Source organism: Serratia sp. NPDC078593 (genome assembly GCF_050268245.1).
Taxonomy (GTDB): Bacteria; Pseudomonadota; Gammaproteobacteria; order Enterobacterales; family Enterobacteriaceae; genus JBNNGK01.
Genome location: NZ_JBNNGK010000011.1, coordinates 19869 through 35767 on the forward strand (window position 1 = coordinate 19869; position 15899 = coordinate 35767).

The 15899-nt window shown below is 51.2% G+C and carries 13 protein-coding genes, 1 tRNA gene and 1 pseudogene; 12 read left to right on the forward strand and 3 right to left on the reverse strand.

Going from position 1 to position 15899, the window contains the following annotated elements; translation table 11 throughout:
• Positions 1-21: 21 nt before the first annotated feature.
• Entirely contained in the window at positions 22-2901 is a 2880-nt protein-coding gene (gene gcvP / locus ACQKDS_RS13300) for an aminomethyl-transferring glycine dehydrogenase (protein ID WP_399671246.1), read from the forward strand.
• 100 nt (positions 2902-3001) lie between these two features.
• Positions 3002-3139, forward strand: a pseudogene (locus tag ACQKDS_RS13305) (SDR family oxidoreductase); the annotation flags it as partial.
• Positions 3140-3183: 44 nt separating this feature from the next.
• Here ACQKDS_RS13305 and ACQKDS_RS13310 read toward each other — a convergent pair.
• Entirely contained in the window at positions 3184-3792 is a 609-nt protein-coding gene (locus ACQKDS_RS13310; protein WP_399671248.1) for an HD family hydrolase, read from the reverse strand.
• Positions 3793-3988: 196 nt separating this feature from the next.
• Between ACQKDS_RS13310 and trhA the strand changes: the two genes are divergently transcribed.
• Complete coding sequence (gene trhA, locus ACQKDS_RS13315; RefSeq protein ID WP_399671251.1) at positions 3989-4663, forward strand: PAQR family membrane homeostasis protein TrhA; 675 nt, start codon at positions 3989-3991, stop codon at positions 4661-4663.
• Between the two features lie 237 nt (positions 4664-4900).
• On the opposite strand, the gene ygfZ is transcribed toward trhA, so the two are convergent.
• On the reverse strand, positions 4901-5893 hold the full coding sequence (gene ygfZ / locus ACQKDS_RS13320; RefSeq protein ID WP_399671254.1) for a tRNA-modifying protein YgfZ: 993 nt from the start codon (positions 5891-5893) through the stop codon (positions 4901-4903).
• A gap of 320 nt (positions 5894-6213) precedes the next feature.
• On the opposite strand from ygfZ, the gene sdhE reads away from it, so the two are divergent.
• A complete protein-coding gene (gene sdhE, locus ACQKDS_RS13325; protein WP_399671256.1) occupies positions 6214-6480 on the forward strand; it encodes an FAD assembly factor SdhE in 267 nt (88 codons plus the stop codon).
• Positions 6461-6883: a protein YgfX gene (locus tag ACQKDS_RS13330; protein WP_399671259.1), complete on the forward strand. Its 423-nt coding sequence runs from the start codon at positions 6461-6463 to the stop codon at positions 6881-6883. The genes sdhE and ACQKDS_RS13330 overlap by 20 nt, the downstream gene beginning before the upstream one ends.
• A 98-nt stretch (positions 6884-6981) precedes the next feature.
• Here ACQKDS_RS13330 and fldB read toward each other — a convergent pair whose 3' ends face one another.
• Positions 6982-7500: a flavodoxin FldB gene (fldB, locus tag ACQKDS_RS13335; protein WP_399671262.1), complete on the reverse strand. Its 519-nt coding sequence runs from the start codon at positions 7498-7500 to the stop codon at positions 6982-6984.
• A 106-nt stretch (positions 7501-7606) separates the two neighbouring features.
• Between fldB and xerD the strand changes: the two genes are divergently transcribed.
• From xerD to actS, 7 genes are all read left to right on the forward strand, one after another.
• Positions 7607-8506, forward strand: a complete 900-nt coding sequence (gene xerD, locus ACQKDS_RS13340) for a site-specific tyrosine recombinase XerD (protein WP_399671265.1) — start codon at positions 7607-7609, stop codon at positions 8504-8506.
• Between the two features lie 27 nt (positions 8507-8533).
• Entirely contained in the window at positions 8534-9250 is a 717-nt protein-coding gene (gene dsbC, locus ACQKDS_RS13345) for a bifunctional protein-disulfide isomerase/oxidoreductase DsbC (RefSeq protein ID WP_399671268.1), read from the forward strand.
• Positions 9251-9256: 6 nt separating this feature from the next.
• Positions 9257-10990 (forward strand): single-stranded-DNA-specific exonuclease RecJ, encoded by a 1734-nt coding sequence (gene recJ, locus ACQKDS_RS13350; protein ID WP_399671271.1) that lies wholly within the window; start codon positions 9257-9259, stop codon positions 10988-10990.
• Positions 10991-11306: 316 nt separating this feature from the next.
• Positions 11307-12405 (forward strand): peptide chain release factor 2 gene (gene prfB, locus ACQKDS_RS13355; protein ID WP_399671274.1). Its coding sequence is split into 2 segments (ribosomal slippage): positions 11307-11381 and positions 11383-12405, totalling 1098 coding nucleotides; the frame shifts between segments, so codons are not numbered across the junction.
• A gap of 9 nt (positions 12406-12414) precedes the next feature.
• Positions 12415-13932 carry a lysine--tRNA ligase gene (gene lysS / locus ACQKDS_RS13360; protein ID WP_399671277.1) on the forward strand — a complete coding sequence of 506 codons (1518 nt, stop codon included), beginning with the start codon at positions 12415-12417 and terminating at the stop codon, positions 13930-13932.
• Positions 13933-14088: 156 nt separating this feature from the next.
• Positions 14089-14162 (forward strand) — tRNA-Gly (locus tag ACQKDS_RS13365).
• Between the two features lie 214 nt (positions 14163-14376).
• Entirely contained in the window at positions 14377-15135 is a 759-nt protein-coding gene (actS, locus tag ACQKDS_RS13370) for an amidase activator ActS (protein ID WP_399671280.1), read from the forward strand.
• Positions 15136-15899 lie beyond the last annotated feature (764 nt).

The window sequence follows — 15899 nt, forward strand, 5'->3', positions numbered from 1 at the left end:
AGCATTCAGGAATGTGTAGCAATGACTCAGACACTCAGCCAACTTGAACACAGCGAAGCGTTCATCGAACGCCACATCGGCTCTTCTGCGCAACAACAGCAGGCGATGCTGGAAGCGGTGGGCGCCAGCTCGCTCAGCGCGCTGATCCAACAGATTGTGCCTGCCGATATCCAACTGCCGGGGCCACCGCCGGTCGGTGACGCAGCCACTGAACATCAGGCATTAGCCGAATTGAAGGCGATTGCCGGTCAGAATCAACGTTACAAATCCTATATTGGCATGGGGTATAGCTCGGTACTGACACCGCCGGTGATCCTGCGCAATATGCTGGAAAACCCAGGTTGGTACACCGCTTATACGCCTTATCAGCCGGAGGTATCGCAAGGGCGTCTTGAAGCGTTACTCAACTTCCAAACCGTTACGCTGGATCTGACGGGGCTCGATCTGGCTTCCGCTTCGTTATTGGATGAAGCGACCGCCGCCGCTGAAGCGATGGCGCTGGCTAAGCGTGCCAGTAAATTAAAAGACGCTAATCGTTTCTTTGTGGCTGACGATGTACATCCGCAAACGCTGGACGTGGTGCGTACCCGTGCCGAAACCTTCAATTTTGAAGTGATTGTCGATAAGGCCGAGAAAGTCCTTGAGTTGGAAGGCGTGTTTGGCGTGCTGTTGCAACAGATTGGCACCACCGGCGAGCTGCATGATTACAGCCAACTGCTGGCTGAACTGAAATCACGCAAGATCATTACCAGTGTGGCTGCCGACATGATGGCATTGGTACTGCTAACGGCGCCGGGCAAACAGGGCGCTGACGTCGTGTTTGGTTCTGCGCAACGCTTTGGCGTGCCAATGGGCTACGGCGGCCCGCATGCGGCATTTTTTGCTTGTCGTGATGAATTTAAACGTTCCATGCCGGGGCGCATTATCGGCGTTTCCCGCGATGCGGCCGGTAACACCGCCCTGCGTATGGCGATGCAGACTCGCGAGCAACACATCCGCCGCGAAAAGGCCAATTCGAACATTTGTACCTCGCAGGTTCTGCTGGCTAACATCGCCAGCCTGTACGCGGTGTACCACGGGCCACAAGGTCTGCAACGTATTGCCGGGCGTATTCATCGTCTGACAGATATTCTGGCCGCAGGTTTGCAACAGGCGGGTTTATCGCTTCGTCATAGCACTTGGTTCGATACTTTGACCGTTGAAGTCAAAGATAAAGCGGCGGTACTGGATCGCGCCCTAAGTTTTGGCCTGAACCTGCGCACGGATATTCATGGCGCAGTGGGTATCACATTGGACGAAGCCACTTCGCGCGAAGATGTGCAAACGCTGTTTGCCGTATTGGCCGGTGACGATCACGGGTTGGACATTGACGCGTTGGACGCAATGGTGAACCAAGCGAGTGCGTCGATCCCTGCGGCAATGCTGCGCCAGGATCCGATTCTGACCCATCCGGTGTTTAACAGTTACCACAGTGAAACCGAAATGATGCGCTATATGCATCGTTTAGAGCGAAAGGATCTGGCGTTGAATCAGGCGATGATCCCGCTGGGTTCCTGTACCATGAAACTGAACGCGGCGGCAGAGATGATCCCGATCACCTGGCCTGAGTTCTCTGATATGCATCCGTTCTGCCCGGCGGAACAGGCTGCCGGCTATCAGCAAATGATCGGTCAGCTTTCACAATGGTTGGTGCAACTGACCGGGTACGATGCGGTGTGTATGCAGCCAAATTCAGGGGCGCAAGGCGAATACGCAGGTCTGTTGGCGATTCGTCGCTATCATGAAAGCCGTAATGAAGCAGGGCGCCACGTGTGTCTGATCCCAAGTTCGGCACACGGCACTAACCCGGCATCGGCTCAAATGGCGGGTATGAGTGTGGTGGTGGTGGCCTGCGATAAGAATGGCAACATCGATTTGCACGATCTTCGCGTAAAAGCAGAACAGGCTGGCGAAGAGCTGTCCTGCATTATGGTGACTTATCCGTCTACCCACGGCGTGTATGAAGAAACCATTCGTGAAGTGTGTCAGATCGTTCATCAATTCGGCGGTCAGGTTTACCTTGATGGCGCGAACATGAATGCGCAGGTCGGCATCACTACGCCGGGTTACATTGGCGCAGATGTGTCGCACCTTAATCTACATAAAACCTTCTGTATTCCGCACGGCGGCGGTGGCCCTGGCATGGGGCCTATCGGCGTGAAAGCGCATTTGGCGCCGTTTGTTCCTGGCCACAGCGTGGTGCAAATTGACGGCGTGACCACGCAGCAAGGCGCTGTTTCTGCGGCACCTTTTGGCAGTGCGTCGATTCTGCCAATCAGTTGGATGTATATCCGCATGATGGGTGCCGAAGGGCTGAAACAAGCCAGCCAAGTGGCGATTTTAAACGCTAACTACATCGCAACGCGCCTGAAAGATGCGTATCCCGTTTTGTATACCGGCCGCGATCATCGTGTGGCGCACGAATGTATTCTGGACATTCGTCCTCTGAAAGAGGAAACCGGTATTAGCGAAATGGATATTGCCAAGCGTTTGATTGATTATGGCTTCCATGCGCCAACCATGTCTTTCCCGGTCGCGGGTACGCTGATGGTGGAACCAACCGAATCGGAAAGCAAAGTAGAACTGGATCGTTTCATTGATGCGATGCTGGCGATCCGTGCGGAAATTGACCGTGTTAAACAGGGTGAATGGCCGCTAGACGATAACCCGCTGGTTAATGCGCCACACATACAGGCGGAGTTGGTCAGCGATTGGCAGCATGCGTATAGTCGTGAGCTGGCGGTATTCCCATCGGCGGCGGTACGTGAGAATAAATATTGGCCGACCGTGAAGCGTCTTGACGATGTTTACGGCGACCGTAATCTGTTCTGCTCCTGCGTACCGATGAGCGAATACCAATAACGCGTTCGGCACGGTAGGTTATCAAGGGACACTGCAACTGCCGTGTCCCTTTGTTATTTTTGACGTTGTATGCCAGATGAACGCGTGTTCTTCATGAGGAATGAATAGGGTAAAGAGTCAATTGCCGATGCAACGCGGTGGCCAGCCTGAAGAGGTCGCGCAGGCGATAGCTTGGTTGCTGTCTGAAGCGGCGTCTTACGTGACTGGCAGTATTATCGATGCTGCCGGTGGGCGTTAACGGCAGAGGGATCTTATCGCCGGGCAGGCAGCCCGGCATGCGCTTTACTTCAACCAGCCTTTACGCTGCGCTTCATGTAGGTGATGTGATAAATGTTGCCACAATTCGGGGTAGACCTCGGCAATCATCGCATTACGTGCCAGAACCTGTTGCAGAGTGATGTTGTTTTCTACCCAACTCTGACCTTCGTTATGCAGGTTCATCAGCATTGGCATTGTACGATCCAGAACCAAAGCAAAGCGGGCATCGGCACTTTCACCGTCTTCATACTCCTGCCATAGCGCGGCGAAATACTCACGCTGCGGTGCTGGCAACATGCCGAACAGACGGCGGGCAGCGACAACTTCTTGATCGTGGATAGCCGCACGCGCAGCCAGATCGTACACCAACACATCGCCAGCATCGATTTCGACAATGTCATGAAGCAAAGCCATTTGAATTACACGCTGAATATCAACGTCGTCACCAGCATAGGGCGCAAGGCTCATGGCGGCGATAGCGAAGTGCCAGCTGTGTTCGGCAGAGTTTTCTTGACGCTGGGTACCCAGCACTTTAGTACGGCGCTGGACGCTTTTAAGTTTATCGATTTCCATCAGGAACTGGATGACTTGGGTCATGGAGCCAAATTCTAACGCGGGTACGGCAGATGACATGATACAGCCTCGGTAGTCGTTGAGTTTAAAGCTCGTCGATTGTAGACCACCGAAAGGAAGATTTCGATGTTTGCGCATGTGTTACATGCTTTCACAGTTTTATTTTAGCGTACACGTGTACACTGGAATTATTCTCAGTTAAGCTGATTTGTGGAAGTTTCGAGCAAGTTAGCGTCGTTTTGAGGGTGTCAGCGTTATGGGAAATGCGGGTGAAGTAAAAACCGAGGCAGATAAACTTGCCAATACGGCTTATCCGTGGGCGGAAGAGATTGCCAATAGTATCAGCCACGGTATTGGATTGGTTTTCGGTATTGTTGGGTTGGTATTGCTGCTGCTCCAGGCAACAGACACTGGTGCTGGGGTGACCGCTATCACTAGCTATAGTTTGTATGGCGGCAGTATGATCCTGCTCTATTTGGCCTCAACGCTTTATCACGCCATTCCCCATCAGAAAGCGAAGCACTGGTTGAAAAAGATTGACCACTGTGCGATTTATCTTTTGATTGCGGGCACGTATACGCCGTTTTTGCTGGTGGGGTTGGATTCACCGTTGGCGCGCGGTTTGATGGTAGTGATTTGGGGATTAGCGCTGTTTGGGGTGATCTTCAAGTTGGCCTTTGCACATCGCTTTGAGGCGTTGTCGTTGGTGACCTATTTGACGATGGGTTGGCTGTCGTTGATCGTCATTTACCAACTGGCGACCCGTTTAGACATGAGGGGCGTCACGTTGCTGGCTGTTGGCGGCGTGGTGTACACCTTAGGGGTGATTTTCTACGCATCGAAACGCTTTCGTTTTGGCCACGCGATTTGGCACGGCTTTGTACTCGGCGGTAGCGTGTGTCACTTCATGGCGATTTACTTGTACGTCTAAGATCAATGCCGCGGTATTTTCGCGCTAGCGTATGGTTGATCGTAGCGCGAAATAAGCTGAGGACATCGGCGTCGCCCGGTGAGAGAAATATCGGCTAACCAGCCGTCATGGCGAATCATGACAGCGTGTTTGATCGCTCTAGTTGCCCAAGCAGAGCGCACCGAACAGCGTTTGGGTTGCTGACTCGGCACGCTCTCTCATTTCTGATCTGATTGGTAGCCTGTGTTCGGCTCCTTTTTACTTCTCTTCAACCAGTGAATACGGTAATGGCTTGATGGCCAGTTCGCTGGTGGTATCTTCACGCACGCGCAGGATGCTGTCAGCGGCCAGATCGTTATTCAACACGGCTTGTACCCATAACGTACCATCGGCTAATTGGCTCGCGGCTAGCACGGTGCCGGTACGCCGCCAGTTATCACCCAGCTTCAATTCTAGATCTTCTGCGGCAGCAGGGATGCGAGCACCTTTACCCACCAGCCAATATAAAGCGCGCTTATTGGCACCACGGAATTTGGCGCGAGCCACCATTTCCTGCCCGGCATAACAACCTTTGCTAAAACTGATGCCGTCTAACGCTTGCAGGTTGGTGGCCTGCGGGATCAACTGCGCACTGTTTGGGGTATCAATAATCGGATAACCGGCTTCGATGTCTAGTGTCAGCCATTGCTGGCTATCATTCAGCTCGGCTTGTTCTTGCAATGTGTTTGCCAGTTGTGCTGCAACCTTGGCGGTGGTCACCAGCAGGAAACGCTCAGCCGGTTGGCTGAAATGCAGCAGCGTGGTGTCACCATCATGTGTGACCGGGTGTTCTGCATCAGGAAGTTGAACAAATATGCCCGCCAATGCGGCGCGCGCTTGGAACCCGGCGACGCCCAGCAAGACTGCGTCATTATTGGCAGCGATGGTGACTTTCGAGAACACCGCATATTTTTTGATTTCTGCCAATTGGCTATCCAGCACACTGCGACGTTGCAGATAGGCAAACCCTTCACCTTGCTGGAATAACCGCAGGTTGCTCCACATCTTGCCTTTGGCATCGCAATGGCCACACAGCACGTGCTGATCGGCCGCCAGTTTTTCGATGTCCGCGGTCACTTGGCCTTGCAAGTATTTCACCGTATCCGCGCCATTTAGCGTGACCAATGCCCAGTCTTCCAGCGAAATCAGCGTTAATGGCAGGTGGGAAGCGGCAGAGGGATGACGAGGTGGAAAAGGAATGTTGAACGCCATGAGTTCGATCCTGATTAACGTTATTCTTACCAAAGAAGTTGGTCTTCCATGGTAAAAGAGGCAGCAGGCTTTGCAAGCAGTTATTCATCGACCGCACTTTTTTTGATATTTAGCGCTTAATTCTGCTTTCAACCGAGAACATTCTTTCCGACGAGTGTGTCAAATTGTTACTCTAGGCGCTGCCGAATGACGTTATGCTTACATGCTAATTGTTAATCAACGGAATTATATCGATCATGTGTTGCCATACATGTGAAGGTAATCCTTACGCAAGTATTGCCGCGCTAAAGCCACGTAGAACAGAGGTTAGTCATAACAACATGGATATTAATAATAAAGCACGTATTCACTGGGCTTGCCGCCGCGGGATGCGCGAGTTGGACATTTCGATCATGCCGTTTTTCGAGTACGAGTACGATTCGCTGAGTGATGAAGATAAAGCGTTGTTTATTCGCTTGCTTGAGTGTGATGATCCAGATTTATTCAACTGGTTAATGAATCATGGCGCTCCGCAGGACAGTGAATTGCAGAGAATGGTGACCTTGATCCAGACGCGAAATAAAGACCGTGGCCCAGTGGCGATGTAATGTACGTATCTCTTGGCGCACCCAGTTAATCTCGTTATTAGCCCATGGTGCGCTGATTCTGCTGATCTTGATTTCGCCTTGGCCGGAAGGTTACGGCCCCATTTGGTTGATACTGCTGACGCTGGTGGTGTTTGAATGCATTCGCAGCCAAAAACGTATTGCTTCGCATCAGGGTGAGTTGCATGTGCTTAGTGTGGCGCGGCACATTGTGTGGGAAGGTAAAGAATGGCGGATTATTGGCCGTCCGTGGATGCCACATTATGGCATTATGCTGAAATTACAGCCATTGGATAACCAAAAATCTCGTCGGATGTGGCTAGCCTCCGATTGCATGAGAAAAGCCGATTGGCGGCAATTACGCCAACACTTGTTGTTCCCATCGGCGGGTGATGAGGAGTCTTAATCAAACCATGTTTTGGCGGGCGGCGAATCGGGTGCGATGAATCTGAACGGTATAAACCGAATCCGTAAGGCGCGTGAGCCGCGCCTCGATTAGCGAGTTTACAGCAGCGGTTCCATTTCCAACAAAATTTGCTCACACCACTGTTGCAGACGATCATCGCTCATCTCATACTGATTCACTTCGTCTAGCGCCAGGCCGACAAAATGCGAGCCATCAGCGGTCAGTGGTTTTGGGCTGGTAAACTCAAACCCAGCGATCGGCCAGAAACCGATGAACTGTACGCCGAGCGGTTTGAGCTGATCATGCAACATGCCGAGTGCATCGAGAAACCATTCGCCATAGCCGAGTTGGTCGCCCATGCCGTACATAGCGACAATTTTGCCCTGTAAATCCAGTTCGCTGAGCTGTGGCCAGATGGCTTCCCAGTCTTCCTGTAGCTCACCGAAATCCCAAGTAGGAATACCGAGGATGAGCACGGAATAGTCTTCCATCCGTTTGGGGGAGACGTCTTTCAGATTGTGCAGGTCGACCAGATCTTCACCTAGAATCTCACGGATTTTTTCCGCAGCCATTTCGGTGTAGCAGGTGCTGGAGCCGTAAAATAGACCAATCTTCATGTTTAAACCGTTATGTACCGTTCGTGAAATGGCAACGAGTGTACCAGATTTACGCGGGCTTAAGGCATAATGACCTAAGGTGTAACCGTAACCAAGAGAGGGGGACGTGCAACAGCAAGACAATGCGCTGATTGAGCAATTTTTGGATGCGCTGTGGCTTGAACGTAACCTAGCGGAAAATACGTTGGCCTCTTACCGGCTGGATTTGCAAGCGCTGGTTAGCTGGCTGGCGCAGCAGAGCCGCAGTTTATTACAGGCCAACGCGCTGGATCTGCAAGCGTTTCTCGCCGAGCGGGTAGAGGGGGGCTACAAGGCGAGCAGTTCGGCGCGCCTGTTAAGTGCCATGCGTCGCCTGTATCAATATTTGAACCGCGAGAACATGCGAGCCGACGACCCGACCGCGTTACTCGCGTCGCCCAAACTGCCGCAACGGTTGCCGAAGGATTTGAGTGAAGCGCAAATCGAAGCGCTGCTGCAGGCACCGTGTGTCGAGCAACCGTTAGAGTTACGTGACAAAGCGATGCTGGAAGTCCTTTACGCCACCGGTTTGCGTGTTACCGAATTGGTGAGTCTCAGCATTAGCGATGTCAGCCTGCGTCAAGGCGTGGTACGCGTGATCGGTAAAGGCAACAAAGAGCGGTTGGTACCGCTAGGCGAAGAAGCGGTTTATTGGATCGAGAATTATTTGGAGCACGGGCGGCCATGGTTGGTGAACGGGCAGGCGCTTGACGTCATGTTTCCAAGCCAACGTTGCCAACAAATGACACGTCAGACGTTCTGGCATCGCATTAAACACTATGCGATCCTTGCCGGTATTGATAGTGAGCGCTTGTCTCCACACGTTTTACGACACGCATTCGCCACCCATTTGCTGAACCACGGTGCCGATCTTCGTGTCGTACAGATGTTACTGGGGCATAGCGACCTCTCAACTACGCAAATTTATACACATGTAGCAACTGAACGATTGAAACAGCTACATCAACAGCATCACCCGCGCGCCTGATGTGCCGGGTTTGAAAGGAATGGAAGAATGAAGAAAGGTTTAATGCTGCTCTCTTTGTTGGTAGCTTCAATGGCTAGCGCTGCGCACGCTGATGATGCGGTAATTAAAAAAGCGCTGGGTAGCTTGGGTATCCAGCAGTCAGAGGTACAACCCTCACCGGTCGCTGGTCTGAAAACCGTGTTGACCGAAAACGGTGTGTTGTATGTGTCGGAAGACGGAAAACACATCCTGCAAGGTCCATTGTATGATGTCAGCGGCAAGCAGCCTGTCAACGTGACCAACCAAATGTTAGTCACCAAACTGGCAGCGTTGAAAGATCAGATGATCGTTTACAAAGCCCCAAAAGAAAAGCACGTAATTACGGTGTTTACCGATATCACCTGTGGTTACTGCCATAAGCTGCATCAGCAGATGAAAGAATATAACGATCTTGGGATCACCGTGCGTTACTTGGCATTCCCTCGTCAGGGGCTGAGCTCGCAGGCAGAAAAAGACATGCAATCGATCTGGTGTACAGCCGATAAAGCCAAAGCATTTGACATGGCAATGAAAGGCGATGAGATTTCACCGGCGACGTGTAAGACTGACATCAGCAAACATTATGCGCTGGGTGTGCAGTTCGGTATTCAAGGTACTCCGGCGATAATCCTCGAAAATGGCATGTTGATCCCTGGTTATCAGGGGCCGAAAGAGATGGCGGCTATGCTGGATGCGCATCAGGCCGCGACAAAAGCCGGTGGTTAATCGCTGGTGAGTATTAAAACCCAATTACGCCGTCGTGAGACGGCGGATGAACGTCATCTGCCTGCGACTTTACATCCGTTGCTGCGCCGCTTGTACGCTCTACGTGGAGTGCAAGGGGAGCAGGAGCTGGAACGCAGTGTGAAAGGCATGCTGCCATGGCAGCAACTGGAGGGTATCGACACCGCCGTCGCTATTTTGCAGCAGGCGCTGGCCGATGGCCGTCGTATCATGGTGGTAGGGGATTTTGACGCCGACGGAGCTACCAGCACGGCGCTAACGGTACTGGCGCTGCGTAGTATGGGCGGTAGTGATGTGCATTATCTGGTGCCCAACCGTTTCGAGGACGGCTACGGCTTGAGTCCAGAGGTGGTTGAGCAGGCGGATGCGCGTGGTGCAGCGCTGATTGTCACCGTGGATAATGGCATTTCCTCTCATGCTGGTGTGGATGTGGCGCATGGTAAAGGCATGCAGGTGATTGTGACCGATCACCACCTACCGGGTGATGTGTTGCCAACCGCAGATGCGATCGTTAATCCGAATTTACGTGGCTGTGCGTTTCCTTCCAAATCGTTAGCGGGTGTTGGCGTCGCGTTTTATCTAATGTTGGCGTTACGGGCGCGTCTACGCGAGGCTGGCTGGTTTGAACTGCGGCAGTTGATCATGCCGAATTTAGCCGAATTGCTAGATTTAGTGGCGTTGGGAACGGTGGCAGATGTGGTGCCGCTTGACGCGAATAATCGTATTTTAGTGTACCAGGGCTTGAACCGCATTCGCGCTGGTAAGTGTCGCCCGGGCATCCGTGCATTACTCGAGGTGGCAAACCGAGACGCGCGAACATTGGCCGCTAATGATCTGGGGTTCGCACTTGGGCCACGGTTGAATGCTGCCGGTCGATTAGATGATATGTCGATAGGGGTCGCGTTACTGCTGAGTGATGACATTGCGCAGGCGCGCATGCTGGCCAACGATCTCGATGCGCTTAACCTAACGCGTCGCGAAATCGAGCAGGGTATGCAGGTAGAAGCGCTGCAATTGTGCGATCAACTCGAACGTACCCGTACGGCGCTGCCTTACGGTTTGGCGATGTATCACCCAGAGTGGCATCAGGGGGTGGTAGGGATTCTGGCTTCGCGTATTAAAGAACGCTTTCACCGCCCGGTAATTGCCTTTGCGCCTGCGGGTGACGGTATTCTGAAAGGATCGGGGCGTTCGATAGCCGGTCTACATATGCGAGACGCGCTGGAGCGTTTGGACTGCCTCAACCCCGGCTTGATGATAAAGTTTGGCGGCCATGCAATGGCGGCGGGGTTGTCGTTGGAAGAGGCTAAATTTGACGAGTTTCGCCAGCGGTTTGGTGATTTGGTTGGCGAATGGCTCGATCCGGCGATGCTGGAAGGGGTCATCTGGTCTGACGGTGAGTTGGCAATGCAGGAGTTGACGTTAGAAACGGCGGAGTTACTGCGCGAAGGTGGCCCGTGGGGGCAGGCGTTCCCAGAACCGACGTTTGACGGGAAATTCCGTATTTTGCAACAGCGGTTGGTGGGTGAAAAACACCTGAAACTGATGGTCGAACCGATCGGCGGAGGGCCATTACTTGACGGTATTGCTTTCAACGTAGACACCACGCTGTGGCCTGATAGTAGCGTTCGCGAAGTGGAGCTGGCCTATAAGCTCGACGTTAACGAATATCGCGGTAACCGTAATGTACAGTTATTGATTCAGCATCTTTGGCCATATTAAATCAATGCGGGTGCGCTCTTGGGCGCACCTTTGCATTTTATTGGTAAAGCACATCTGCGGTGTGGGCAGCGATAAATCATTTCACATGAAACTGCGCTCCCGGCGCGCGATAAGTTGCGTACTAACCTATCCCGAACCGATTTATCATCATCTATCTACATGTTTTTCTCTTAGTAATTGATGGTGATTTTTGCGGTTGCCGCTATGCCGTCACTCTAATTTTTTAGGGTATATAATCTGGAACCCAGATCCGCTAGAATTACCGGTTCCATGGCATCCCGCCATTGACAACATTCAACGTAAGAACGCGAAAATCATGTTTGAAATTAACCCGGTAAAAAACCGAATTCAGGACCTGTCCGAGCGGACAGCCGTTCTTAGGGGGTATCTTTGACTATGATGCCAAGAAAGAACGCCTAGAAGAAGTCAACGCCGAGCTGGAACAGCCGGACGTATGGAACGAACCTGAGCGCGCACAGGCGCTAGGTAAAGAGCGTTCCGCACTTGAAGCCATCGTTGAAACCATCGACAACCTGACTCAAGGTGAAGAAGATGTGAGCGGCCTGCTTGAACTGGCGGTTGAAGCCGACGATGAAGAAACCTTTAACGAAGCGGTGGTTGAGCTTGATCAACTGATCGTTAAGCTGGAACAATTAGAATTCCGTCGTATGTTCTCTGGTGAATACGACAGTGCTGACTGCTACTTAGACATTCAGGCGGGTTCTGGCGGCACGGAAGCACAGGATTGGGCCAGCATGCTGCTGCGTATGTATCTGCGCTGGGCTGAGGCCAAAGGTTTCAAGACAGAAGTGATTGAAGAGTCTGATGGTGATGTCGCGGGGTTGAAATCCGCCACCATTAAAATTATCGGCGACTATGCGTTTGGCTGGTTGCGTACTGAAACCGGCGTGCATCGCCTAGTACGTAAAAGCCCGTTCGATTCAGGCGGCCGTCGTCATACCTCATTCAGCTCTGTATTTGTCTACCCGGAAGTGGATGAAGATATCGATATCGACATCAACCCGGCGGATCTACGCATCGACGTTTACCGCGCTTCCGGTGCCGGTGGTCAGCACGTCAACAAAACCGAGTCAGCGGTACGTATTACCCACTTACCGACCAACATCGTGGTTCAGTGTCAGAACGATCGTTCACAGCATAAGAACAAGGATCAAGCATTCAAACAGCTAAGAGCCAAGCTGTATGAATATGAGATGCAAAAGAAAAATGCTGATAAACAGGCGCTGGAAGACAATAAGTCCGATATCGGCTGGGGTAGCCAAATCCGTTCTTATGTACTGGATGATTCCCGTATCAAGGATTTGCGCACCAACGTTGAAACGCGTAACACGCAGGCCGTACTGGATGGCGACCTAGATAAATTCATTGAGGCAAGTTTGAAAGCCGGGTTATGAGGAACAGAAATGTCTGAGCAACAATCACAGGGCGCCGATCAGGCGTTGGATCTCAACAACGAGCTGCAGTCACGCCGCGAAAAGCTGGCAGCGCTGCGCGAGAACGGCATTGCGTTCCCGAATGATTTCCGTCGTGACACCACGTCCGATAAGCTGCACGCCGAATACGACAGCAAAGAAAACGAAGAGTTGGAAGCGCTGGGTGTAGAAGTCACTGTCGCTGGCCGTATGATGACGCGCCGCATTATGGGCAAAGCGTCATTTGTGACGCTGCAAGACGTGGGTGGCCGCATTCAGTTGTACGTGGCGCGTGACGATCTGGCGGAAGGTGTCTACAACGAGCAGTTCAAAAAGTGGGATTTGGGCGATATCCTTGGCGCGCGCGGCAAGCTGTTCAAAACCAAGACCGGCGAATTGTCGATCCATTGCACCGAACTGCGTCTGTTGACCAAAGCCCTGCGTCCGTTGCCGGATAAGTTCCATGGCCTGGCCGATCAGGAAACCCGTTATCGTCAGCGCTATCTGGATTTGATCGCCAACGAAGAATCACGCAATACCTTTAAAGTGCGTTCGCAGATTATGTCGGGCATTCGTAATTTTATGGTTGGCCGTGGCTTCATGGAAGTTGAAACCCCAATGATGCAGGTGATCCCAGGCGGCGCGTCGGCACGTCCGTTCATCACGCATCATAATGCGCTCGACATTGATATGTACCTGCGTATTGCACCTGAGCTGTATTTAAAGCGGCTGGTGGTGGGGGGCTTCGAACGCGTATTCGAAATCAACCGTAACTTCCGTAATGAAGGCGTTTCTCCGCGTCATAACCCAGAGTTCACGATGATGGAACTCTATATGGCTTACGCGGATTATAAAGATCTGATCGAATTGACCGAATCGCTGTTCCGTACACTGGCGCAAGATGTGTTGGGTAACACGGCAGTACAGTATGGCGATGAAGTGTTTGATTTCGGGAAGCCTTTTGAAAAGCTGACGATGCGTGAAGCGATCAAAAAATACCGTCCAGAAACAGAAATGGCCGATTTGGATGATTTTGATAAAGCTAAAGCGATCGCCGAGTCTATTGGTATTAAAGTCGAGAAGAGCTGGGGTCTGGGTCGTGTTGTGACTGAAATTTTTGAGGAAACAGCCGAAAGCCATCTGATTCAGCCAACATTCATTACTGAATACCCAGCAGAAGTGTCACCACTGGCACGTCGTAACGATGAGAACCCGGAAATCACCGATCGCTTTGAATTCTTCATCGGTGGCCGCGAAATCGGTAATGGTTTCTCCGAGTTAAACGATGCTGAAGATCAGGCACAGCGTTTTGCTGATCAGGTAGCGGCGAAAGATGCGGGTGATGACGAAGCCATGTTCTACGACGAAGATTATGTGACGTCTTTGGAGCACGGTTTACCGCCAACGGCTGGCTTGGGTATCGGTATCGACCGTATGGTGATGCTGTTCACTAACAGCCATACTATTCGTGACGTGATCCTGTTCCCTGCGATGCGTCCGACTAAGTAAGCGTTGTTCATGACAAAGCCGGTGTGGGCGACTACACCGGCTTTTTATGTGCGTTAAGCGAGTAAGACGAACTAACCGCTTAAAACAGCAGCAATTTTGCGTTAACTCCACTTGCCCAGCGGCGATAACCGGTTATAATGCCAATCGCACACCATAGCGGGTGTAGTTCAATGGTAGAACGGCAGCTTCCCAAGCTGCATACGAGGGTTCGATTCCCTTCACCCGCTCCAAAATCTTTTCCTAACGTCTTGCATATCCTCACCAGATACTTAAACATTTCGCATCAAAACCCCAATCTTAATATATAGTTAACCTTATATCGGCCACGGCTATCATCCTGAAAATCTCCTTGTTTTTGACTGACCCTTCGCAAGTGGTAGTATAGGCGCTCTTCACGCGCTTCTAGCGTAATAGCGTACCGATATAGCAGATTGAGGTCAGGTTGTGAGCAGAGGAAGCAATACAAAGTGGTGGCATCGTGTGGCGGTGTGTTTGACGCTCAGCCTGCTGCTAGCGGGATGCTCCGGGAAAAACACCTACAATCGCGATTACGATAAACTGCCGAAAGGCAGCTACAACGGAAAAACCTATACGGTCAAAGGCGGTGATACGCTGTATTACATTGCATGGATCACTGACAATGAAGTCAGTGAGTTGGCGCGGATGAATAAGATTCGTCCCCCTTATCGATTGGCTGTCGGCCAAAAACTCAAAGTAGCATCGAGTGCGCCATCGAAACAGACTACGGGTAACCGCAAGTCGAGTGGTGGTGCTACAGGCAATGTATTGGCTAAATCTCCACCGCCAGGCATATCACGTTGTTGGCATTGGCCGACCAGCGGTAAACTTATCGTCAAATTCTCAACCGCAGACGGTGGGAACAAAGGGATCGATCTCGCAGGGAGCCGTGGTCAGCCCGTCTACGCATCGGCGAATGGTAAAGTCGTTTACGTCGGCAACCAACTGCGTGGTTATGGAAATTTGATCATGATTAAGCATGGGCAAGATTTCATCACTGCGTATGCCCATAACGACAGTACATTGGTACGTAATGGCCAAACGGTGAAAGCCGGGCAGAAAATAGCCACCATGGGCAGCAGCGGTACTAACTCGGTGCGATTGCATTTCCAAATTCGTTATCGCGCCACGGCGTTGGATCCATTACGTTATCTGCCGCCTCAGGGGCATTCGCCCTCTTGTTAACACGATAGCGGGCAAGGCATCGTCACCCTTCAGACTGCTGTCAAAGCCTCTAATTAGAGAAAGCGTGCAAAATGGGGTGTAGCGGCTTGCCGCTGGAGTGCCTCTCGGTGCGCTAGACATGAGAATTTCCGGACGTTGTAATCAACCTAAAACCACTTCTAAGCAGGTGGTTTTTTACTTTTTATCTAGCAATACAGACAGATGCTCAGGATGAAATGCATTCATTCAGCTAATGTATTCGTCCATTTAATAAAGCGTAAACCGGGTGGCTGGAGAAAATTGCTGATAACTTAATGAGAAGCGATTCAACGTTCTTTTTTTGCTTCGTGTTTGTGTCTTGCGCTAAGTGTGCTGAGTCTGTATCCAACTTTTAGCATTGTTTTAGTGAAGAGTAGAAAAACCCAGAAGTGGTCGGATCAGTATAATTTCTCATTTTTACTTGTAATTTTAAAGGTGTTTTCTTGTGTTGCGTGTTTTGTTTTTTATCTTTGTTTTTAATGTGTAATGTTTTTTCTTATTTTAATTATTAAGAATTAATAAGATTAATCCAAGTAGATCGCTTTAATCGATATGGTTATGAGTAGTCTTGTTATTGAAAATAGTATTGATCTGTCGTGACGTGCTCGTTATCCTTGCCGCAATTCGATTAGGTGAACACTCAGTTCAAATAATTCGCCCGATATTAATTAGGGCATGTTTCGCTATGCATGTACCTATATTGAATTGTTACATCATGAATGATGGGCAATAAGTAGTGCAGTAAT

Bases quoted from the DNA above. Each gene is read 5' to 3' on its own strand.
- fldB (WP_399671262.1), bottom strand. From the start codon at position 7,500: ATGAAGATTGGTCTATTTTACGGCTCCAGCACCTGCTACACCGAAATG.
- ACQKDS_RS13310 (WP_399671248.1), bottom strand. From the start codon at position 3,792: ATGTCATCTGCCGTACCCGCGTTAGAATTTGGCTCCATGACCCAAGTC.
- ygfZ (WP_399671254.1), bottom strand. From the start codon at position 5,893: ATGGCGTTCAACATTCCTTTTCCACCTCGTCATCCCTCTGCCGCTTCC.
- sdhE (WP_399671256.1), top strand. From the start codon at position 6,214: ATGGATATTAATAATAAAGCACGTATTCACTGGGCTTGCCGCCGCGGG.
- trhA (WP_399671251.1), top strand. From the start codon at position 3,989: ATGGGAAATGCGGGTGAAGTAAAAACCGAGGCAGATAAACTTGCCAAT.
- gcvP (WP_399671246.1), top strand. From the start codon at position 22: ATGACTCAGACACTCAGCCAACTTGAACACAGCGAAGCGTTCATCGAA.
- lysS (WP_399671277.1), top strand. From the start codon at position 12,415: ATGTCTGAGCAACAATCACAGGGCGCCGATCAGGCGTTGGATCTCAAC.
- dsbC (WP_399671268.1), top strand. From the start codon at position 8,534: ATGAAGAAAGGTTTAATGCTGCTCTCTTTGTTGGTAGCTTCAATGGCT.